At 73.3% G+C, this 20,290-nt stretch carries 16 protein-coding genes; 3 read left to right on the top strand and 13 right to left on the bottom strand.

What is annotated here, in order from left to right; all coding sequences use genetic code 11:
* Positions 1 to 109: 109 nt before the first annotated feature.
* Positions 110 to 883: an aquaporin gene (locus OG624_RS27965; RefSeq protein ID WP_078909201.1), complete on the top strand. Its 774-nt coding sequence runs from the start codon at positions 110 to 112 to the stop codon at positions 881 to 883.
* 95 nt (positions 884 to 978) lie between these two features.
* On the opposite strand, the gene OG624_RS27960 is transcribed toward OG624_RS27965, so the two are convergent.
* The 10 genes from OG624_RS27960 to OG624_RS27915 form a co-directional block, all read right to left on the bottom strand.
* The gene (locus tag OG624_RS27960) at positions 979 to 2,046 is read right to left on the bottom strand and encodes a DUF6081 family protein (protein ID WP_051763122.1); all 1,068 of its coding nucleotides are present in this window, start codon (positions 2,044 to 2,046) and stop codon (positions 979 to 981) included.
* Between the two features lie 91 nt (positions 2,047 to 2,137).
* Positions 2,138 to 2,758 carry an NAD(P)H:quinone oxidoreductase gene (gene wrbA / locus OG624_RS27955; protein ID WP_033218977.1) on the bottom strand — a complete coding sequence of 207 codons (621 nt, stop codon included), beginning with the start codon at positions 2,756 to 2,758 and terminating at the stop codon, positions 2,138 to 2,140.
* A 138-nt stretch (positions 2,759 to 2,896) separates the two neighbouring features.
* Positions 2,897 to 4,081 (bottom strand): 3-hydroxybenzoate 6-monooxygenase, encoded by a 1,185-nt coding sequence (locus OG624_RS27950; protein WP_326749002.1) that lies wholly within the window; start codon positions 4,079 to 4,081, stop codon positions 2,897 to 2,899.
* A gap of 7 nt (positions 4,082 to 4,088) precedes the next feature.
* On the bottom strand, positions 4,089 to 5,366 hold the full coding sequence (gene aroA / locus OG624_RS27945; RefSeq protein ID WP_033218973.1) for a 3-phosphoshikimate 1-carboxyvinyltransferase: 1,278 nt from the start codon (positions 5,364 to 5,366) through the stop codon (positions 4,089 to 4,091).
* Positions 5,363 to 7,480 carry a transketolase gene (gene tkt, locus OG624_RS27940; protein WP_161290975.1) on the bottom strand — a complete coding sequence of 706 codons (2,118 nt, stop codon included), beginning with the start codon at positions 7,478 to 7,480 and terminating at the stop codon, positions 5,363 to 5,365. Before tkt ends, aroA begins: the two co-directional genes overlap by 4 nt.
* 125 nt (positions 7,481 to 7,605) lie before the next feature.
* A complete protein-coding gene (locus tag OG624_RS27935; RefSeq protein ID WP_033218970.1) occupies positions 7,606 to 7,947 on the bottom strand; it encodes a hypothetical protein in 342 nt (113 codons plus the stop codon).
* Entirely contained in the window at positions 7,944 to 9,824 is a 1,881-nt protein-coding gene (locus OG624_RS27930; protein WP_033218968.1) for an anthranilate synthase family protein, read from the bottom strand. Before OG624_RS27930 ends, OG624_RS27935 begins: the two co-directional genes overlap by 4 nt.
* A complete protein-coding gene (locus OG624_RS27925) occupies positions 9,821 to 10,462 on the bottom strand; it encodes an isochorismatase family protein (RefSeq protein WP_033219143.1) in 642 nt (213 codons plus the stop codon). Before OG624_RS27925 ends, OG624_RS27930 begins: the two co-directional genes overlap by 4 nt.
* 43 nt (positions 10,463 to 10,505) lie before the next feature.
* Complete coding sequence (locus OG624_RS27920; protein ID WP_033218966.1) at positions 10,506 to 11,276, bottom strand: 2,3-dihydro-2,3-dihydroxybenzoate dehydrogenase; 771 nt, start codon at positions 11,274 to 11,276, stop codon at positions 10,506 to 10,508.
* Between the two features lie 19 nt (positions 11,277 to 11,295).
* Positions 11,296 to 12,465, bottom strand: coding sequence for a 3-deoxy-7-phosphoheptulonate synthase (locus OG624_RS27915; protein WP_078909200.1), 1,170 nt, complete (start codon positions 12,463 to 12,465; stop codon positions 11,296 to 11,298).
* Positions 12,466 to 12,716: 251 nt separating this feature from the next.
* Here OG624_RS27915 and OG624_RS27910 point away from each other — a divergent pair, with 251 nt between their 5' ends.
* Entirely contained in the window at positions 12,717 to 13,685 is a 969-nt protein-coding gene (locus OG624_RS27910; protein ID WP_078909199.1) for a transaldolase family protein, read from the top strand.
* Here the strand turns inward: OG624_RS27910 and pabB are convergent.
* Positions 13,675 to 15,876, bottom strand: coding sequence for an aminodeoxychorismate synthase component I (gene pabB / locus OG624_RS27905; protein WP_033218964.1), 2,202 nt, complete (start codon positions 15,874 to 15,876; stop codon positions 13,675 to 13,677). The genes OG624_RS27910 and pabB overlap by 11 nt on opposite strands.
* Before the next feature lie 20 nt (positions 15,877 to 15,896).
* The gene (locus OG624_RS27900) at positions 15,897 to 16,625 is read right to left on the bottom strand and encodes a methyltransferase domain-containing protein (protein WP_033218962.1); all 729 of its coding nucleotides are present in this window, start codon (positions 16,623 to 16,625) and stop codon (positions 15,897 to 15,899) included.
* A 249-nt stretch (positions 16,626 to 16,874) separates the two neighbouring features.
* On the opposite strand from OG624_RS27900, the gene OG624_RS27895 reads away from it, so the two are divergent.
* Positions 16,875 to 18,806, top strand: a complete 1,932-nt coding sequence (locus OG624_RS27895) for a helix-turn-helix domain-containing protein (RefSeq protein ID WP_051763136.1) — start codon at positions 16,875 to 16,877, stop codon at positions 18,804 to 18,806.
* Here the strand turns inward: OG624_RS27895 and OG624_RS27890 are convergent.
* Positions 18,763 to 19,914, bottom strand: coding sequence for an IS701 family transposase (locus OG624_RS27890; protein ID WP_051763119.1), 1,152 nt, complete (start codon positions 19,912 to 19,914; stop codon positions 18,763 to 18,765). The two genes, OG624_RS27895 and OG624_RS27890, sit on opposite strands and share 44 nt — an antisense overlap.
* Between the last annotated feature and the right edge of the window lie 376 nt (positions 19,915 to 20,290).

The raw sequence follows: 20,290 nt of genomic DNA, 5'->3' as shown, positions 1-20,290 counted from the left end.
CGGGGCCGGTTCACTTCGTCAGGTGACCGGGACTTCTTCAGGTCGGGGCACCTGACGAAGTGGTGCGGCCGGCGTTGCCGGGGCCGGGGCGGGGCCGCACATTCCGATCATGACCAGAACTTCCCTCGACACCGGTCCACGGACCGAAGGACCCCCCGTACGCGCGCGCAGGCGGATGCCGCGCCTCCTGGAGGTCGCCCTTTACGAGTTCGCGCTGTCCACCGCCATGCTGTTCACCGTGGTCACGGCCGTCCGTTGGATGGCGGGACCCGGCACGCCCTTCGCGGCGCTCTTCCCGACGCCGACCACCCAACTCGTGGCCATGGGGCTGCTGGTCGGCGTGATCGTCGCGCTCGTACTCGGGCCGTCCATGCGCCGGGAGACCGCCGGGCACCTGAACCCGGCCGTCAGCATCGGGCTGTGGCTGCTGCGGGTCCTGCCCGCCCGGGTGGTGGCGCCGTTCGTCGTGGCGCAGCTGGCCGGCTCGGTGGCCGGCGTGGCTCTGGCGCGCCTGGCGTGGGGGGAGGCCGCCGCACGGGTCGGGCACGCCGCGCTGCGGCCGGCCGCCGACTGGAGCATCGGGGCGGTGTTCGCCGCGGAGGCCGCCGCCATGGCCGTGATCATGCTGATCACGGCCTTCGCCGGGACGCGCCCGCATCTGCTGAAGTACCTGCCCGCGGTGGTGGGGGCCTGTGTCGCCGCCGTGATCGTCTTCCTCGGGCCGCTCTCGGGCGGGGGCGCCAATCCGGCGCGCCAGTTCGGCCCCGCGCTGGTCTCCGGCACGACCGGGCTGCTGTGGGTCTACGTACTGGCCCCGGTCGCGGGCTCGTTGTTCGCGGCCCTGGTGGCCGGGCTGCTGAAGTGGCGGGCTCCGGCGCGGTAGGGGTGACGTCCGGATCCTGCCGAACGCGCGCGGGGGCGGCATCCGGCCCGACGGGCCCGATGCCGCCCCCGCGGCGTCGCCGGGCGGGAGGGGTGTCAGAGCCTTCCCGGCCGGGAGGCGATGGCGACCTTGCCGACCTGCAGCTTCACGCCCTGCCCCCACAGCCGGTTGTCGGGCCGGCTCGCGTCGTCGAGGAACCGCTCGGGGCGTGGGGCGCCGCGGGCCGGGTCGTAGTAGTAGTCGGGTCGGTCGCTGAGCCTGACCAGGCCGCGGCCGTCGGGGCCCGCCGCGTCGAGCAACGTGAACATGCCGATGCCGCAGGACAGCTGGCGCGGCGAGACGGTCTCCTCGGTCCCGCCGTGGTCGAGGATCAGGTGGCTCCGGTCGGCCGGGACGTGGCCGAGGTCGTCGACGGCGAGGACCTCGCGACCGTCGACCTTCCAGACGGCCTTGCCCGCCGCCCTGTCGAAGGCGATGGCCAGGTCGTGTCGGCGGCCGGGGTCCCGGGTGGCGACCGGGAGGGCGTAGGAGAACGCCGCGTAGGTGGAGCCGGGCGTGGGGAGCCGCTCGTAGAAGGCGTGGACGCGCTCGTCGGTGACGAAGAAGTCGAAGACCAGGTTCGTCTCGAAGTCGATGACGGACATGGCCCCGGCGCCGAGCCTCAGGTCGTCCCGGGCGTCGGTGACCGCCGTGCCGAAGGGATGGCGGTCGGCGCCGGTGGTGCGCGAGGAGAGCTGGGTGCGGCAGGTCAGCACCTGGCCGGGGACCGCGTCGAAGCCGGTGACGCCGGTGGAGGCCCGGTGGTTGGCGACGGCGTACCACTTGAGGTGGTCCCCGTCGCCGATACCGCCCGCCGACTCCTGGCCGCCGGTGAAGGCGAAGGCGGGTCGGCCGGTGGCCGGGTCGGTGCCGGTGGGTACGACCGTCAGGCCGCTCGCCGAGGTCGTCGGCCGGCCGTCACCGTGGGGCAGTGCGCCGGTCGGGCTCAGGGACCACTTGGCGTTCTCGCCGGTGTGGGAGAAGCCCGCGCGGAAGTCGTCCCAGACGATGTCGTAGCCGCCCGCGACGGCCGGTCCTTCGGCCGCGCTCGCCGGCACGGTCACCGCCGTGAGGGCCGCGACGAGTGCGATCGCGTACCTCAGGGGTCGGGGTCTCTTGCTCATGTCCGTCCTCCGCGGAAGGTTCGGGTGGGGATACGGGTCAGGGGACCGGGGCGGTGTGCCCCGGTCCCCTGACACCACGTGGTGGGACCGGTCAGACGGTCGCGAGACCGCGCTTCAGCGCGGCGGCGATCTCGACGGCCCGGCGGGCCTGGAACTCGACGGAGGCGAGGTTCACCTCGGCCACGTTGTTCGGGTTGTTGCCCGAAACGCTGCTCGCCCCGTACGGGTTGCCGTTGGCCGGGTCGAACTGCACCGGGTCGGCGAAACCGGGCGCGACGATGATCGAACCCCAGTGGTAGAAGGTGTTGTTCAGCGCCAACAGCGTGCTCTCCTGGCCGCCGTGGGCGGTCGAGGTGGAGGTGAAGGAGGAGACGACCTTGTTCACGAGCTTGCCCTGGAACCACAGGCCGCCGGTGGTGTCGATGAACTGCTTCAGCTGCGCCGCGGGCAGGCCGTAACGGGTCGGGGTGCCGAAGAGGACGACGTCGGCCCATTCCAGGTCGGCGAGGGTCGCCTCGGGGACGTCCGCCGTGTCGGCGGCGTGCGCGGCCCACGCCGGGTTGCTCTCGACGACCGCGGCGGGCGCGAGTTCGGCGACCTTCAGCAGGCGGACCTCCGCGGCGCCGGCCTTCGCGGCGGACTCGGCGGCGGCCTTCGCCATCGTGTGGACGTTGCCGGTCGAGGAATAGTAGATGACGGCGACATTGGTCATGACGGGTACAACTCCCTTGCTGGGTTCAACAGATGGATCCGGTGCCACGGGCCTGACGGCCGGCGGGGCGCCGGGGAAAGTGGTCCAGACGCACGAGCACACCGCGTCGTGCGCGCGCGGACAGCAGTCGCAGCCTGGTCACGCGAGCCGCTCACCGTGCAGCCAGGCGACCTTGTCGTGCATGTCCTCGGCGGACAGGCCCGACAGCATGGCGTTGCGCGCGACGGCGTCCGGGCCGGCCGGGTGGTAGAGCCGACGGCCCATCTCCCGGGCCACCAGCTGGATCTCGGCCGTACGCTCGCGGCGCGTCGCGCCGTACTTCTCCAGACGCTGGACGATGTCGTCCTCGGAGCAGTCGTCCAGCAGCTGCGCGACGACCACCGCGTCCTCCAGCGCCTGGCAGGCGCCCTGGGCCGCGTACTGGAGCATCGGGTGCGCGGCGTCGCCGAGGAGCGCCACCCGCCCGTCCGTCCACACGTCGACGGGGTCGCGGTCGCACAGCACCCAGGACTTCCAGTCCCGGCCGAGTTCGAGGAGGCGGCGCGCGGTCTCGCCGAGCTCGGGGAACTCGTTCAGGACGTGCTCGCGTTCGGCCGGCCTGCCGACGACGACCTCCTGCGCGTCGTCGTCGCGGGTCGCGGCCAGGTTCAGGTAGGCGCCGCCGCCGATCGGGTAGTGGACGAAGTGCCACTTGGGGCCGGCCCACAGGGTGACGGTGTTCCACCGCAGCTCCTCGGCGACCTGGTCCATGGGGATCACCGAGCGGTAGATGGTGTGCCCGGAGACCCGCGGGTCCCCGTCGCCGATCATCTGGCGGCGTACCGCGGAGCGGATGCCGTCGGCGCCGATCAGGGCGGCGCCGGTGAGCCGCTCGCCGGTGGCGAGGACGGCGGTCACCTCGGCCGAGCCCTGGGAGCCCCGCTCGTAGGAGACGACCTGGCTGTTGCCGCGCAGTTCGATCAGCGGGTGGGCGCGGCAGCTCTCCAGCAGCGGCTCGTACAGGTCGGAGCGCTGCACGACGGCGTACGGGTTGCCGAAGCGGGTGCGGTAGTCGCCGGTCAGCGGCATGGAGGCGACCCGCTCGCCGGTGGTGCCGTCCATGAACCGCAGTTCGTCGATGTAGACGGCCCGGGCGCGGACCGGGGAGCCCACGCCGAGCAGGTCGAGCGCGTGGAAGGCGTTGGGTCCGAGCTGGATGCCGGCGCCGAGTTCGGTGAAGGAGTCCCGGCGCTCCAGGACGGTCACCCGGTGCCCGCGGCCGGCGATGCCGAGTGCCGCGGCGAGTCCGCCGATGCCGCCGCCGGCGATGAGTATGTTCGCCATCTGTGCTTCAGATTCCTTGGGGTGTCGTGTGGTCGGGGAAGAGCCGGCGCAGTTCGGCGTGGAACCCGGGGAAGGTCTTGCCGACGCAGGACGGGTCGTCGAGGGTGATGCCGCCCGCGCGCAGCCCCAGTACGGAGAAGGCCATGGCGATCCGGTGGTCGCGGTGGCAGGCGATCTCGGCGGGCCCGGTGGCGCCGGGGTGGACGGTGATCCGGTCCGGGCCCTGCTCGGTACGGATCCCGAGGGCGCCCAGGTTGCGGGCGACGGCCTCGATCCGGTCGGACTCCTTGAACCGGGCGTGCGCGATGCCGTGGATGGTGATCGGGGCGTCGGCGAGGGGCGCGATGGCCGCCAGCGTCATGAAGGTGTCCGAGATGTCGCCCATGTCGACGGCGAAACCCCCGGTCAGGGCCCCGTCCGGGCGGCCGGTGACCGTGGTTGCCGTGTCGGTGACCGCCACGTGCGCGCCGGTGCGCCGCAGCACGTGGGCGAAGCCGAGGTCTCCTTGGAGGCTGGTGCCGCCCAGGCCCGGTACCGTCACGCTGCGCCCGGTCACGGCCGCGGCCGCGAGGACGTACGAGGCGGTGGAGGCGTCCGGTTCGACGGTCAGGTCGGCCGCGCGGTAGCCGCCGGGTCGCACGGTGATCGTGCCGTCCCCGTGGTCCTCGGCGGTGGCGCCGAAGTGACGCATGAGCGCCAGGGTCATATCGATGTACGGGCGACTGACCAGGGCCTTCGCCCGTACGGTCAGGGGTCGGCGCATCAGCGGGGCCGCCATCAGCAGCCCGGTGAGGTACTGGCTGCTGAAGGAGGAGTCGAGGGCGAGGTCGCCGCCGTCCAGGCCGTCCGCGGTGACCGTCAGGGGCAGTGCGGCGGCCGGGCCGCAGGACACCCGGGCGCCGAGCGCGCCGAGGGCGTCGACCAGCGGGCGCAGCGGGCGGGCCCGTAGTTGGTCGCTGCCGTCGAAGACGAACTCGCCCCGACCGGTGGCCGCGAAGGGCGGCAGGAAGCGTGCGGCGGTGCCCGCGTCGGCGCACGCCACCGCGGTGGTGGCGCCGACGGTGGGGCCGCGGCCGCCGCCCCGGACGTCCCAGCCCGTGTCGGCGTCGGTGATCCGGATGCCGAGGTCGGTCAGCGCGGTGCGGAAGGCGAGGGTGTCCTCGCTGATGAGCGGCGCGCTCAGCCGGGTGTCCCCGGTGGAGGCGGCGGCCAGCAGCAGGGCCCGGTTGGTGATGCTCTTGGATCCCGGGATGCGGGCGATCAGCGGGGTGGTGAGCCGGTTCATGAGCGCCCGGCGGCCCGGGCCGCGCTCACGCGGGCGGCGGCCGCAACCCGCTCGGCGGTCAGTCCGTAGCGCTCGTAGAGGGCGGCGCCGGAGGCCGAGGCGCCGAAGTGGTCGAGTCCGACCGTGTGGCCGGCTTCGCCGACGAGGGCGTACCAGCCGAGGACCGATCCGGCCTCCACCGACACCCGGGCCCGCGTCCGCGGCGGCAGCACCCGGTCGCGGTACTCCTGGCTCTGCTCGGCGAACCACTCCAGGCAGGGCAGGGACACCACGCGGGTGGGGATGCCGTCGCGCTGCAGGATGCGGCGGGCGTCGAGGGCGATGTGCACCTCGCTGCCGGTGGCCAGCAGCAGGACCTCGGGCTCGCCGCCGGTGGCCTCCGCGAGGACGTAGCCACCGCGGGCGGCGCCGGCCGCGGACGCGATGTCCGACTCCGGGGAGCGGTCCAGGACGGGCAGGTTCTGCCGGGACAGGCACAGGCCGGCGGGCCGGTCGGTGCGCCGCAGCAGCGCCGCCCAGACCGCCGCGGTCTCGTTGGCGTCGGCCGGGCGTACGACGTCCAGCCCGGGGATCAGGCGCAGGGCCCAGAGGTGTTCCACGGGCTGGTGGGTGGGGCCGTCCTCGCCGAGGCCGATCGAGTCGTGCGTCCAGACGTAGGTGACGGGCAGCTTCATCATGGCGGCGAGCCGTACGGCGGGGCGCATGTAGTCGGAGAAGACCAGGAAGGTGCCGCCGTAGGGGCGGGTGCCGCCGTGCAGGGCGATGCCGTTGAGGATCGCGCCCATGGCGTGCTCGCGGATGCCGAAGTGCAGGGTGCGGCCGTAGCGGTGGCCGGTGAAGGCCTCGGTGGACAGCTCTTCGGGGATGAAGGAGGGCTCGCCCGCCATCGTGGTGTTGTTGCTCTCCGCCAGGTCGGCGGAGCCGCCCCACAGCTCGGGCAGCACCCCGGCCAGGGCGGAGAGGACCTCGCCCGAGGCCTTGCGGGTGGCGACGGAGGTGCCGGGGGCGAAGACGGGCAGCGACTCCTCCCAGCCGGGCGGGAGTTCGCGTGCGGACAGGCGGTCGAACTCGGCGGCGCGCCCGGGGTGGGCGGCGCGCCAGTCCCGCTCCCGCTTGTCCCACTCGGCGCGGGCGACGCGGGCGCGCTCGCCGACCCGGCGGGCGTGCGCGAGCACGTCGGCCGGGACCTGGAAGCTCAGCTCCGGGTCCAGGCCGAGCGCGGCCTTGGTGGCGGCCGCCTCGGCGGCGCCGAGCGCCGCTCCGTGGATCTTGCCGGTGTTCTGCTTGCCCGGTGAGGGCCAGCCGATGACGGTGCGCAGGGCGACGAGCGAGGGTCGGTCGGTCTCGGCGCGGGCGGCGGCCAGGGCGGTGTGCAGGGCCTCGACGTCCTCCACGTAGGAGCCGGTCGCGGTCCAGTCGACCTGCTGCACGTGCCAGCCGTACGCCCGGTAGCGGGCGGCGATGTCCTCGGACTGGGCGATCTGTGTGTCGTCCTCGATGGAGATGTGGTTGTCGTCGTGGAGGACGACGAGGTTGCCGAGCTTCTGGTGGCCGGCCAGCGAGCTGGCCTCGTGGCTGATGCCCTCCTCCAGGTCGCCGTCGGAGGCGAAGACCCACACGGTGTGGTCGAAGGGGCTTGTCCCCGGGGCGGCGTCGGGGTCGAACAGGCCGCGCTCGCGGCGGGCGGCCATGGCCATGCCGACGCCGTTGGCGAGCCCTTGGCCGAGCGGCCCGGTCGTGGTCTCCACGCCGGGGGTGTGCCCGTACTCGGGGTGCGCGGGGGTCAGGCTGTCGGCGGTGCGCAGGGCCTTGATGTCGTCGAGTTCGAGGCCGTATCCGCTGAGGTAGAGCTGGTTGTAGAGGGTCAGGCTGGAGTGGCCGCAGGACAGGACGAACCGGTCGCGCCCGGCCCACCGCGGGTCGGCGGGGTCGTGCCGCAGCAGCCGCTGGAAGAGCAGGTACGCGGCCGGGGCGAGGCTCATCGCGGTGCCCGGGTGGCCGTGCCCGGCGGCCTCGACGGCGTCGACGGCCAGTGCGCGCGCCACGTCCACGGTCCGGCGGTCCAGCTCACTCCATTCAAAGCGTCCGGTCTCGCTCTGCGGTGGGGTACTCACGGCTGTTCAGGGCTCCTCGATGGGATCGGGGGAAGGAAGGTGAGGGGGTGTGGTGGGGCCGCGCGGGCCGCACCACACCCTGCAACGGGCCGCCCTCGGTGGGGCAGTCGCGTCGCGGTACTTCGTCAGGTGCCGGAGGGTTCCAGCGCGAGGCCGTGGCCGGAGAGTCCGGGGAGGGTGAAGACGCCCTCCACGGTGGCCTCCACGTCGAACAAGGTGCGCTGCACGGGCGGGCGCCCGATGAGTTGGGCCGCGCGGGCCGGCAGCGGCGCGGCGGCGGCCCGGGCCGACTCCCACAGGAGGACCGCGCCCCATCGCTCGGTCGCCGGGTCGGAGATCCAGAACTTCAGGCGCAGGCCCTCGACCCCGGCGAACAGGTCGACGGCCTCGTCGCGCAGGAACGCGCGCATCGACTCGATGGTCCGCCCGGTGCCGGCCAGGTCCCACCACACGACGGCGGCCTTCACGGTGTCCCCTCCCCGAGCAGGCCGGCGAGTGCCTCGCCGACGATCCGCGGCCCGTCCTCGGTCAGCACCGATTCCGGGTGGAACTGCAGGGAGCGGAAGCCCGGCCCGCGCAGGGCGTGGACCTCGCCGTTCTCCGGGTCCCGGCTGATCTCGAACACCCCGAAGTCGCTCTCGCCCTTGTCGCCCGAGCTGTGTGCGGCGAAGGTGTTGTAGAAGCCCACCCGCTCGGCCCGCCCGAACAGGTCGATGCGGCGTTGCACGCCTTGGTTGGGGTGTTCGCGGCGGACCAGGTCGAGGCCGAGCCTCCTGCTGAGCACCTGGTGGCTGAGGCAGACGGCGAGGAAGGGCCGCCCCTCGGTCAGCAGGGTCCCGACGGCCCCGCGCAGGTGCGCGATCTTGGGGTGGTCGGCTTCCTGCGGGTCTCCGGGGCCGGGCCCCATGACGACGAGGTCGTACGGGTCGAAGGTGTACGGCTCGTCGAACCGGCGTACCGTCACCTCGACCTCGAAGGCGCGGAGTTGGTGTTCGATCATCGCCGTGAAGGTGTCCTCGGCGTCGACCACCAGCACCTTGCGGCCCGCCAGCGCGGACACCGCCCGCCGCCGGGCGCCCTCGTCCGCCAGCCAGAATCCGGAGATGTTCTCGTTGCGCCGGGCCAGGGCCCGGCGTACCTCCGGGTGGTCGCCGAACCGGGCGGGATCGGCGTCGCCGAGGACGGCCAGCAGGCCGGCGGCCTTGGCGCGGGTCTCGGCGACCTCGGAGAGCGGGTCGGAGTGACGTACGAGGGTGGCTCCCACGCCGATCCGCATGCGGCCGCCGGCGTCGATGTCGGCGGTGCGGATGAGGATCGCCGAGTCCAGGGTGCGCGTGCCCCGTCCGTCCTGTCCGATGAGGGCGAGTACGCCGCTGTAGTAGCCGCGGCCCTGGGGTTCGTAGCGGGCCACGACCTTGCCGGCGCTCTCCAGCGGCGAGCCGGTGACGGTCGGTGCGAAGAGCGTCCGGTGGAGGATCTCGCGCGGGTCGAGGGAGGTACGGCCCTCGATGAAGTACTCGGTGTGCGCGAGCCGGGCCATCTCCTTGAGGTGGGGGCCGGTGACCCGGCCGCCCGTCTCGCACACCCGGGCCATCATCTTGAGTTCCTCGTCGACGACCATGTACAGCTCGTCGGACTCCTTGGCGTCGGCGAGGAAGTCCAGGACCCCCGAGAGGGTCGGGCCCGAGGCGGGATAGCGGTAGGTGCCGCTGATCGGGTTCATGACGGCCCGGCCGTCGGCGACGCTCACGTGCCGCTCGGGCGAGGCCCCGACCAACGTCCGGTCGCCGGTGTGCACGACGAACGTCCAGTAGGCGCCCTTCTCCCGCTCCAGCAGGCGGCGGAAGAAGCGCAGCGCGGAGCCGACGCCGTAGTCCGTGATGTCGGCGACGAAGGTGCGCTTGATGACGAAGTTCGCGCCCTCGCCGGTGCCGATCTCGTCCGTGACGACCTGGCGGACGATGGCCGCGTAGGCCTCGTCGTCGGTGTCGAAGGCGCCCCCTTCCGCGAGGTGCACGGGGGCGTCGGGGATGCGGGTCAGCAGCTCGGTCAGCGGTGGCTCGCACCGTTCGGCGATGGTCATCGCGAGCAGCGGCGTACCGTCGTCGGGCGCCTCGTAGCCGCGCTCGGCGAGCTGCCGGTACGGGATCAGGACGAGGGTGTCCTGGCGCGCGGCGCCGTCGGTCGCGAGGTCCGCGAGCGCCACGCCGGCGAGGTCCGCGACCTCGGTCATGTCGCCGAGGAACAGCTCGGCGTGGTCGGGGCCGGCCGTTTCGGGTCGGTGCACGAGCAGGAAGGCGGGGGGCCGGTCCCCCAGTACCCGGCCCAACAGGTCCTCGCTCATCGCTCCTCCCGTCCCCTGGTGTCCGCGGCGGGCTCGTCGAGGTCGGCGAGGAGTCCCTTGGTGGCGACGACGGTGGCGCACCGGGCGGCCGCGTACTCCAGGGCCATCCGCTGGTCGTTCACGCTGAAGTCGGCGACCGCGTCGCCGACCAGGAAGGGCCGGATGTCGTGGCTGAAGGCGTCGACGGCCGTCATCAGCACCCCGACGTGCGCGTACACGCCGCAGATGATCAGCTGGTCGCGCCCGGCGGAACTCATCCGCTCCAGCAGGTCGGTGCGGTGGAAGGCGCTGTAGCGCCACTTGGTGAACACCCAGTCGCCGTCGGCCGGCGTCAGGGGCTCCACGACCTGCCGGTGCTCCGGGCTCGGCCGCATGCCCGGGCCCCAGAAGTCCTTCAGCAGGCCCCGCTGGCTCGGCGTCATGCCGCCGGGCTGCGCGGTGTACGCCACGGGGATGCCGAGGGCCGCGCAGCGGTCCCGCAGCCGCGTGGAGTTGGCCACGAGGTCGGTGACGGGTTGTTCGCCCGCCGGGAAGGGGGCCAGGAAGAACTTCTGCATGTCGTGGAGGAGCAGGACCGCCCGGGCCGGGTCCACCGTCCACCGCGCCGGGCCGGTGGGCAGGTCACCCGCGTCCGGCATGGGGTAGGCGTCGACCTGGGGGATGAAGCGGGGTTCGTCGGAACTAGACACCGAGCGCCGCACCCCCGTCCACCGTCAGGTCGTGCATGGTGATGTGGGACGCCTGGTCGGAGAGCAGGAAGCAGACGGCGTCGGCGACGTCCTGCGGCTGGGCCAGCTTGCCCAGCGGGATTCCGACCCGGTACTTCTCGGGCGAGCCCTCGATCGAGGCCTGCGCGCCGGCGTTGTCCTGCCACATCGACGTCAGCATCGGGGTGTCCGTGGAGCCCGGCGCGACGAGGTTGGCGCGGATGTTGAACCCGGCCACCTCCAGGCCGAGGCACTTGGTGAACATGGTCGCGGCCGCCTTGGAGGCGGCGTACGCGGACATCTCCGCGCGGGCGGTGCCCGCCGCGTTGGAGGCCACGGTGACGATGGCGCCGCTGCGACGCGGCACCATGTGGTTCACGACGGCGCGGGACATGAAGAAGACGCCGGTGGTGTTGACGGCGAAGGTGGTGGCCCACTCCTCGTCCGTCAGGGCGCGCGCCTGACCCAGGCGCAGCACGCCGGCGGCGTTGACGAGGAAGTCGAGCGGTCCCAGGACCGATTCGACCTCGGCCACCACCGCGTCGACGTCGGAGCTGACGGTGACGTCGGCGGGGAAGGCCGTGACCTCGTGCCCCGCCTCGGCCGCGGCCTTCACCGACACGCGCAGCCGCTCGGCGTCACGGTCGACGGCCGCGACCCGTACGCCCTTGGAGGCCAGCGCCCGGACGACGGCCTCTCCGATGCCGCCGGCCGCACCGGTGACCAGAGCGGTCTTTCCTTCCATGATCGTTGAACTCCCTTCTTCAGACGCGCCAGGCGGAGGCGACCTGGATCGCCTGCTCGGGGTTGAGCCGGGGGTCGCAGAAGCTGGTGTACTTCTCTCCCAGCTCCCCGACCCGGGAGGCGTCCGCGACGCATTCGCGGACGGCGTCCGGGGTCGTCTCCAGGTGCAGTCCGGCCGCCACGCCGCCGTTGTCGCAGACCGCGTTCTGGAACTCCTCGACCTCGCGGACGACGGTCTCGATGTAGCGGGTCTTGTAACCGCCGGGTGCGCTCACCGTGTTGCCGTGCATCGGGTCGCACATCCACAGGACCGGGAATCCGGCGTCCCGTACGGCGCGCACCAGGGCGGGCAGGCGTTCGGCGGCCGTCCCGGCGCCCATCCGGGAGATGAGGGTGAGGCGGCCGGGGTCCCGGTCCGGGTCGAGCCGTTCGCACAGCGCGAGCAGTTGCTCGGGGGTGGTCTTCGGGCCGACCTTCGTGGCGATCGGGTTGGCGAGCGAGGCGAAGAACGCGACGTGCGCGCCGTCGAGCTCGCGGGTGCGCTCGCCGATCCACGGCCAGTGCGTCGAGGTCAGCAGGAGCGAGCCGTCGGGCTCGGTGCGGACCAGGGGGCCCTCGTAGTCGAGCAGCAGGGCCTCGTGGCTGGTCCACACCGGGGCCTCGGCCGCGCTGGGGCGTCGCTCGCCGCTTCGGCCGAGCAGCTCCATGACGTCGGCGGCCGCCCGGTAGCCCAGGAGCAGCCGCTGGGGGTCGGGGCGGCGCAGGACCGGGTCCGGTTCGGGGCTGTTGACCATGTGGCCGCGGTACGAGGGCAGTTCGAGACCACCCACCATCTCGGTGTCGCTGGAGCGCGGCTTGCCGAACTGGCCGGCGAGGCGGCCCACGCGCAGCACGGGCTTGTGCGAGCGGGTCTTCATGACGCCGGCGAGGATGTCCAGCAGTGCCGCCTTGCGTGCCACGTGCCCGGGTGTGGCCTCGGCCGGGTCCTCGGCGCAGTCCCCGCTCTGGACGACCTGGACGGCGCCGGCGGCGGCTTCGGCGAGCAGGGCGCGCAGGGCTCGTACGTCCGCGCCGTTCACCAGGGCGGGGGCGTCCGACAGTTCTTCGCGGACCTTGCGCAGGGCGGCCCGATCAGGCCACTGCGGCTGTTGTCCTGCGGCTAGCGATTTCCAGACTGCAATCTCTTGCACGTGGTCTCTCCCAGTGATGGACCTGCCGACATGGCGATGCCGAGGAGTCTGTGAAGCGCAGTGCCGGGGTCACCAGGAGGACCGGGCCACTTCGTCAGGTGGCATCGCACTTGGTCAAGTCGCGGTGTTCGTGGCTGCAAAGGGCTGGAACCGGCGAGAAATGGCCGGCCCTCGTGTCGTGCGACCGCCGACCTGACAAGGACTCGGCTGCGAGCTGCCGGGGGCCGCGGCGGGGGCCCTACGCTCTGCGCATGTTGAGCCAACCCGCCGCCCAGCTGTTGGAACAGCTGGCGGCCGAGGGCGTGTCATCCTGGCTGGTCGCCACGGGTGCGCGGGAGATCGTGCCCGCCTCGCCGTCCTGCCGCGCCGCCGCGCTCCTACGGGGCGCGGTCGCGCCGGCCGCCGATCCGGCCGCCGTGCGCCGGGCCTGCGACGTCCTGCGGGGCGCCTTCGCGGCGAGCGGGGGACAGCAGGGCCGGGTGTCCGTTCCGGTGGATCCGCGCGCGGCGTACGACGCGTCGGCCCTGGTGGCGGCGGCCCGTACGACGAGCGGTGCGGTGGGGAGGCCCAATCTGCTGGTCCGGGTGCCGGCGACGACGGCCGGACTGTCCGCGATGGCGGACTGCCTGGCGATGTCCATCAGCGTGGACGCGGACCTCGTCTTCTGCACGGAACGGTACGAGGAGTTCCTCGACGCGTATCTCACCGGAATGGAGCGGGCCCTGGCGGCCGGCCGGCCGCTCGGCCGGATCACCGCCGCGGCCTCGGTGCCGGTGGGCGCCTTGGACGCGGAGGTCGACCGTCGGCTGCCGGGGTCGGCGACGCCCGCCGCACCGGCGGCGGACCTGCGGGGTACGGCCGCCGTGGCGCTGGCCCGGCAGCTCCACCGGCTGCGGGAGCAGCGGCTGAGCGGTGACTGGTGGCGGGTGCTGCGCGCCGCCGGGGCCGAGCCGCCGTCACTCGTCTGGACGGGCGTCGGGCCGTGGCACGTCGGTGCGTTGGTCGGCTGGAACACCGCGCAGGCCGCCTCCTTGGAGGTGCTGGAGGCGGCCGGCGCGCGCGGCGGGCTGCGGGGTGACACCTTGCTGAACACCCACGGGGAGGCCCGGCGCGCGGTGGAGGCCCTCGAAGGGCTCGGCATCCGGATGCGGGACGTCGCCCGGGACCTGGAGGTGGCGGAGCTGTCCCGCCTCCGTCAGGCCTGGCCGTTCACGTCCTGACGTCCTCCATGCGGCGCTCGCGCACGGCGGATCGCCCCGGGAACGCGGCGGTGGTCAGCGAGAGCAGCGGTCCCGCCTTGACCGCGGTCTCCTCGAACTCCGCCGCCGCGTCCGAGAGCGCGATGATCGCACCTCCGGTGCCGTAGCGGACCTTGTCCTCGGTGACGAGGGCCGTACGGATGACGATGCTCAGATCGGCGGCGCCGGAGAGCGAGAAGTAGCCGAGGGCGCCGGAGTACACCCCGCGCGGCCCGGCCTCCAACCGGTCGATGATCTCCATCGTCCGCACCTTGGGAGCGCCGGTCATCGAGCCCCCGGGGAAGGCGGCCCGTACGCACCGCACCGCGCTGCTGTCACGGCGCAGGCGCGCCCGGACGGTGCTCACGAGCTGGTGGGCGCCGGCGAAGCTCTCGACGCGGAAGATGTCGGTGGCCTCCACGGAACCGGGCTCGGCGCAGCGCCCGAGGTCGTTGCGGACCAGGTCCACGATCATCAGGTTCTCGGCGCGGTCCTTCTCGCAGGTCAGCAGGTCCGCCACCAGGGCCGCGTCCTCGGCGGGCGTGGCGCCCCGGGGGCGGGTGCCCTTGATCGGCCTGGACTCGACCAGACCGTCCCGGTCGATGCGCAGGAACCTCTCGGGCGAGGTGCTCAGCACGGACAGGTCGCCGAACCGGAGCAGCGCGCCGAACGGGGCCGGGTGGGTGCGGCGCAGGTGCAGGTAGCCGGCCCACGGGTCGAGCCGGCCGCGTACCTCGGCCGTGTTGGTGAGGCAGACCTCGTACGTCTCACCGGCCGCTATCTCCTCGTGGGCGGCGGCGATGAGGCCGAGATAGGTGGCGCGGTCGTGGCGCAGCCGGATCTCGCCGGTCATCGGGACCGCGCCGGCCGGGGCGGGCGCCGCGCCCGGCGGCAGGTGGGCGAGCCGGTCGGCCAGTTCGGCGAGCCGGCGGCGCGCGGTGGCCTCGGATCCCTCGATGCCGTCGTCCGCGAGCGTCAGCAGGTGGGTGGTGCCGGTGTGGTGGTCGAGGACGAGGGCCCGGTCGGTGAAGACCATCACGGCGTCGGGGTCCTCGGACCGGTGGACGAGTTCACCACCGCACTCGGACTTCAGCTCGTAGCCGAGGTACCCGGTCCAGCCGAGGGTGAAGTCGAAGGGTAAGGCGGGGACTTCGGCGTCGATCGCGCGCAGGTCCTGGTCGAGCCAGTCCAGGAACGGGCCCGAGACGATCTCCGTGTCCGAGGCGGAGTCCACGCGGACCGTGCCGCTCCACACGTCGGCGCGGGCCACCCGCGCCAGCGGACCCGAGGCGTCCCCCATGATCGAGAATCGTCCGCCGGTGGCGTCCGGCCGGCTGCTGTCGAGCCAGAAGGAGTACGGGTTCCTGCGGAAGAGCAGGTCGTAGGCCCGCTCCGCGTCCCAGCCGGTGGGCAGCGCGTGGGTGAGCACCCGCAGTCGGCGCGGTGCGGCGGACGGGGCCGGTGCGGGTGCGGATGCGGGAGGGCCGTCCCCGGCGCCGGCCGACCGCGCCTGCGACCGCGTCTGCGTCTGCGTCTGCGTCTGCGTCTGCGACCGGACCGGCGGACGGGCCGTGGCGATCCGGCGGGGCGGCCGGGCCGCGAGCGCGCTCAGGTCCATGAAGTTGCGCAGGAGTTCCACCCCGTACTCGGCGCAGATCGACTCCGGGTGGAACTGCACCCCCCACATCGGCCGCGTGCGGTGGCGCAGTCCCATCAGGATCCCGTCCGCCGTCCAGGCCGTGGCCTCCAGCTCGGGCGGCAGGTCGGTGACCGCCAGCGAGTGGTAGCGCACGACCTCCATCGGCGACGGCAGCCCGGCGAACAGGCCCTTCCCGTCGTGCCGTACGCGGGAGATCCGCCCGTGCAGGGGGGCCGGCGCCCGCCCCACCGTGGCGCCGTGGAGCGCGCCGATCGCCTGGTGGCCCAGGCAGATGCCGAGCGCGGGAAGCCGTGTCGTCGCGAGGATCTCGCGGGAGATGCCGAGGTCGCGGGCTTCGAGAGGGGTCCCCGGGCCGGGTGAGACGACCACGTTGTCGAAGTCGGTCAGCAGCCGGGCGTTCCAGCGCGGATCGTCGTTGCGGACGACTTCCGGTTCGCGGCCGCCCGCCTCGGTGAGCTGGTGGAAGAGGTTGTAGGTGAACGAGTCGTAGTTGTCGATCAGAAGCGTGCGCATGTCGTCCCCCCGGCCCGCGGTTACGCCCGTACCGGCAGGACCTGGAGCAGCATGTGCTCGACCATGTCCTCGCCGTACTCGCCTTCGCGCACCTGGAGGCTGCGCAGGACGCGCAGTTCCCGGCCGCACTCCTCGGCGATCCGGTGCAGTGCGGGCAGATCTCCGCGGTCGCTGAAGTGCAGCAGGACGACCCCGTCCGGGGCCAGCCAGCGAGGCGCCTGCTCCAGGTAGCGGCGGTGGGCCCGGTAGCCGGTGTCCACGTAGGCGCGCTCGTGCACCGACCTGTACTCGTAGGACTCGGGAGCCAGCACGTAGTTGGAGCTCCAGAAGACGGTGTCGAAGCGCTCGTTCTCGGGCAGGCCGGAGAACAGGTCGCTGTGCACGGCGCTCAGCCGGTCCCCCACCCCGTGGCGCTCGGCGTTGACGGCCGCGTTCTCCACCGCCTGCGGGCTGATGTCGGCGGCGACGACCCGTCCGTATCCGGCGAGGGCCGCCGTCACCGCGATCACGCCGGTGCCGCAGCCGATCTCCAGGAAGGAGGACCGACCGGCCGCCGGGCGGGCGGTCGCCTCGGCCAGTTCGAGGAACTCCAGGGCGACCCCGGTCGAGGGGGAGAACACGGGGGCGAAGACCGCGTCCAGCAGATCCCACTCACGTCCGTACATCGTGAACGTCTTCGGCCGGTCGGGTCTGGTCAGCGACATGCGGCTGCGGTGGATGGAGCGTTCGAAACTCTGGACCTGCGACATCGGACCCCTCGTACAAGCGATGTGAACGGCGCCCGGTCGAGGCCCCGGAGACAGGTCTATCCGCCGGCCGGGCCCGTCCAGAAGGTGGCCCGGCAACAGCGTCTTTCACACAGAGTGGTGACCCAGGCACAGCACACCCCGGCTGACCTGGCAGTCTAGGATCAACAAAATGTTGAACCGCGTGTGCGGAACCTGAGGGGGGCGACTGTGAAGTCGGAGGACCGGCGGTCCGATACGGACGTGTCCGAGATGCTCGTGCTACTGGCGCGGGAGGCACGCACCGAGGAGTTCGAACGCGTCGTACGGGCGGCGCGCGAGGCGGGCGCGGACGCGGCCGACCTCGCCCGGCTGGAACGGGCGAAGGACCTCTCCCTGAGCATCCGGGCGCTCTTCGCCCGCCGCCAGCAGCGCGAGGCGGGCCTGAGCGCGCTGGTCGACACCGCCCGGGACCTGACCCTCCCGTACAACCTGGACACCCTGCTCAAGGTCATCACCCGGCGGGCCCGGCTGCTGCTGGGGCTCGACATGTCGTGGGTGACCTTCCACTCGTTCGAGGCCGGCCGCTCGATCGTCCGTGCCGCCGACGGCCACACCTCGGCCATCACGGTCGGTTTCGCCGTCCCCATGGGTCGGGGCGTCGGCCAGCAGGCCCGGCAGCGCTCCGCGCCCTTCTGGACGGCCGACTACCTGCGCGACGACAGCTTCGCGCACTCCGAACTGATCGACGACGTGGTGCGCGCCGAGGGCCTGCACGCGCTCATGGCGGTGCCCCTGCGGCACGAGGACACCGAGCTGGGAAACCTGTACATCGCGGGCCGCGGCATCCGGTACTTCGACCCGGACGAGCTGTCGTTGATGAGTTCGCTCGCCGACCTCGCGGCCGTCGCGATCGAGAAGACCAGGCTCCTGGACCAGGTCCGCAACGAGGTCGTCGGTCTGGAACTGAACACGTCCCGCGCGATGAGCTCCTCCGCCGCCGCCCGTCAACTACGCCAGGTGCACGGCGAGCTGATCGACGTGGTGCTGGCCGGCGGCGGTCTGCACACCCTGGTCGAGGCGGCCACGGGCCTCCTCGACGGGGACCTGCTCGTACGCGACCAGGCCGGACGCGACCTCGTCTCCCCCGCCCGGTTCCCCGAACCGGACGAGAGCGAGATCGCTTCGGTCTCCCTCGACGCGCACACCGAGCGGCGGCCGGTCCGCACCCGCGAAGGCGTCTGGGTCGCCCCGGTCGTCGCGGGCCGGGAGATGCTCGGCACGCTCCTGCTGGCCCCGGCGGAGGGCTCCGACGCGGAGTCCGACACCTCGTACACGGTCCAGTTGCTGGCGCTGGTGGCACAGACCACCGCCGTGGTGCTGCTGATGCAGCGCAGCGCGGCGGCGGCCGAGGGCCAGGTACGCGACGAACTGTTCGACGAACTCCTCAAGGGGAAGGTCCCGGCGGCCCGACTCGCCGAACGCGCGCACCGCATCGGTATGGACCCCCACACCTCGCACGTCGTGCTGGTCGCCCGCCCCGAGGGCGGCTCGCTGGCGCGCGCCGTCGTCCTGGCGTCCTCGTACGCCGGCCGGCGCTCCGGGTTCAAGAGCGTCGAGGGCGACTCCCTCGTCCTGATGCTGCCGGGAACCGACGCCGAGGCCGTGGCGCGGGCCGCGTCCTCGGCGCTGTCCTCCGCCCTCGACCACCCGGTGACCGTGGGGACGGCCGGCCCGGTCACGGACCTGTCGTCGGTCGCCGCCGCCTACCAGGAGGCGCGCTGCTGCCTGGACGCGCTGACCGCGCTCGGCGGCGCCGGCGGCACCGCCTCCTCCCGGGACCTCGGCTTCCTCGGTCTGCTGCTCTCCCGGAGCCCCGACACCCTGGAGTTCATCCACCGCACCATCGGTCCGGTCCTCGACTACGACGCCCAGCAGCGCACCGAGCTCACGGGCACCCTGGAGGCGTACTTCGCCTCCGCCGGCAGCCCGACACGGGCCGCCGAGACGCTGCACGTCCATCCCAACACCGTCTCCCGCCGGCTCGAACGCATCAGTGAACTGCTGGGGCCCGACTGGCTGGAGCCCGCCCGGGCGCTGGAGGTCCAGCTGGCCATCCAGATGCAGCGCACCCGCCGGGTCCTGCGCGGTGCCGCCGCGATCAGGCGGGCCGCGCCAGCGCCCGGGGCCGGTACTCGACGGTGAGCGCGTGCGCGGCCGAGGCCAGCGTCGTGTGCCGGTGCCAGCCCCCGAACGACCGGCCCTCGAAGTCGACCATGCCGACCTGCGTGGAGACCGCCGCGAAGTCGGCGCCGACCCGCAGGCTCAACTTGGCCAGCCGCAGCAGCGGACCCCAGGGGGTGTCGGCCAGGTCGCTGAGCCAGCAGCGCCGCGGCCAGCTGTCCTTGCCCGTCCACTCGCCGAGCAGGATCAAGGGCCGGCGGGTGCCGGGCAACTGGACCGGGATCCCGGCCACCAGGCTCGTACGGGTCGTCAGGGTCACCGGGTCGGTCCAGGTCACCGCGCGCCGCAGTGTCCGTACCATCCGCAGGAGCTGATGGGCCGACGTGCCGCGGCCGTCGTGCCCCACCAGGGCCGGCCCCACCGGGGTGACGGGGGTGGATCCGGGGACGGCCGCCACGAACGGCATGCCCGCCGCGGCGAAGCGCCGCGCCAGGGCGGCCGGATCCGCCTGCGGGAGGTCGAGCACGACGGGCCTCGGGGGGCCGCCCACCCAGCCCTGCAGCTCGACGGCGGCGCCGGCCGCGCACTCCAGATCCGTCGCCGCCAGCTCCGGCTCAGGCACCTGCGGGTACCCCGGCAGGGGCGCGTCGCGCCAGTCGTCGCCGAGTGAGAGACGCCAGTTGACCGGGCCGCTGCGCTCGTCGTTCGCGGCCCAGACGCCGACGGCGTGCTGGCTGTTGACCACCTGCCCCAGGCTGGGCACGAACCGTGGCCCGACCCCTACGGAGTGGCGGCCCGCCTTGGGAATGACCACCGGATGGACCACCCAGGCGCGGGGCCGCACCGAACGCTCCAGATGGCGGCCGAGAGCGGCGCGGACCGTGTTCCAGTCCCAGGTGGAGGCGGAGATGAAGTGGTGCAGGCTCTGCTCGGCCGCACGGTCCCCGACATGCGTCGCGATGTTGCGCACGGACTTGCGGCCGCCGACCGACAGCAGCCCCCGGAGGTACATCTCGCCCTTGCGCCGCTGGTCGCTGCGCGGCAGCTGGGCGAAGATCTCCGCGCACAACTCACTCAGCATGCTGTCCGGCACCCGGTGTGTGAACGGTCGGTCGTGAACGAGGTGCATCTGCGCGTCTCCCCCTGCGTCGGCGAGCCCGCTGCCTTCCGCGGGCCACCTCCACCGTGCGCGCCGGGGCCGGTCCGTGCCCAGGTGCGCCCGCCACACACCTGCGCCATCGGATGCGCGACCGGCCACCCGAACGGCCCGGCGGCATCCGGCGGGGCCGGGGGGAAGGGCCGGTACCGAGGGGTGGATCCGGCCCGGGCCGTACGGACGGCGCCCGGGAACGAGGCCTCCGGGACCGCCTCGACGCTCCCCCGGTGCCCGCACCACCTCGTACGGGCCGCCACCGGTGCTCCCGTCACCGCATGGGCACCCTCACCGGGGACGACGCCGCCCGAGGCGGGTGCCGTACGGCTGACGTGTCGGTCAGCGGGTCGGC

It is taken from the genome of Streptomyces virginiae, from assembly GCF_041432505.1.
GTDB classification, from domain to species: domain Bacteria; phylum Actinomycetota; class Actinomycetes; order Streptomycetales; family Streptomycetaceae; genus Streptomyces; species Streptomyces virginiae_A.
Note: the sequence above shows the minus strand (reverse complement) of the source record. Positions and strands in the feature narration are given on the sequence as shown.

What these genes read in the sequence shown, in the direction of transcription:
- OG624_RS27965 (WP_078909201.1), top strand. Translation starts at nt 110, where the DNA reads ATGACCAGAACTTCCCTCGACACCGGTCCACGGACCGAAGGACCCCCC.
- OG624_RS27960 (WP_051763122.1), bottom strand. Translation starts at nt 2,046, where the DNA reads ATGAGCAAGAGACCCCGACCCCTGAGGTACGCGATCGCACTCGTCGCG.
- wrbA (WP_033218977.1), bottom strand. Translation starts at nt 2,758, where the DNA reads ATGACCAATGTCGCCGTCATCTACTATTCCTCGACCGGCAACGTCCAC.
- OG624_RS27950 (WP_326749002.1), bottom strand. Translation starts at nt 4,081, where the DNA reads ATGGCGAACATACTCATCGCCGGCGGCGGCATCGGCGGACTCGCCGCG.
- aroA (WP_033218973.1), bottom strand. Translation starts at nt 5,366, where the DNA reads ATGAACCGGCTCACCACCCCGCTGATCGCCCGCATCCCGGGATCCAAG.
- OG624_RS27930 (WP_033218968.1), bottom strand. Translation starts at nt 9,824, where the DNA reads ATGAGCGAGGACCTGTTGGGCCGGGTACTGGGGGACCGGCCCCCCGCC.
- OG624_RS27925 (WP_033219143.1), bottom strand. Translation starts at nt 10,462, where the DNA reads ATGCCGGACGCGGGTGACCTGCCCACCGGCCCGGCGCGGTGGACGGTG.
- OG624_RS27920 (WP_033218966.1), bottom strand. Translation starts at nt 11,276, where the DNA reads ATGGAAGGAAAGACCGCTCTGGTCACCGGTGCGGCCGGCGGCATCGGA.
- OG624_RS27910 (WP_078909199.1), top strand. Translation starts at nt 12,717, where the DNA reads ATGTTGAGCCAACCCGCCGCCCAGCTGTTGGAACAGCTGGCGGCCGAG.
- pabB (WP_033218964.1), bottom strand. Translation starts at nt 15,876, where the DNA reads ATGCGCACGCTTCTGATCGACAACTACGACTCGTTCACCTACAACCTC.
- OG624_RS27900 (WP_033218962.1), bottom strand. Translation starts at nt 16,625, where the DNA reads ATGTCGCAGGTCCAGAGTTTCGAACGCTCCATCCACCGCAGCCGCATG.
- OG624_RS27895 (WP_051763136.1), top strand. Translation starts at nt 16,875, where the DNA reads ATGCTCGTGCTACTGGCGCGGGAGGCACGCACCGAGGAGTTCGAACGC.
- OG624_RS27890 (WP_051763119.1), bottom strand. Translation starts at nt 19,914, where the DNA reads ATGCACCTCGTTCACGACCGACCGTTCACACACCGGGTGCCGGACAGC.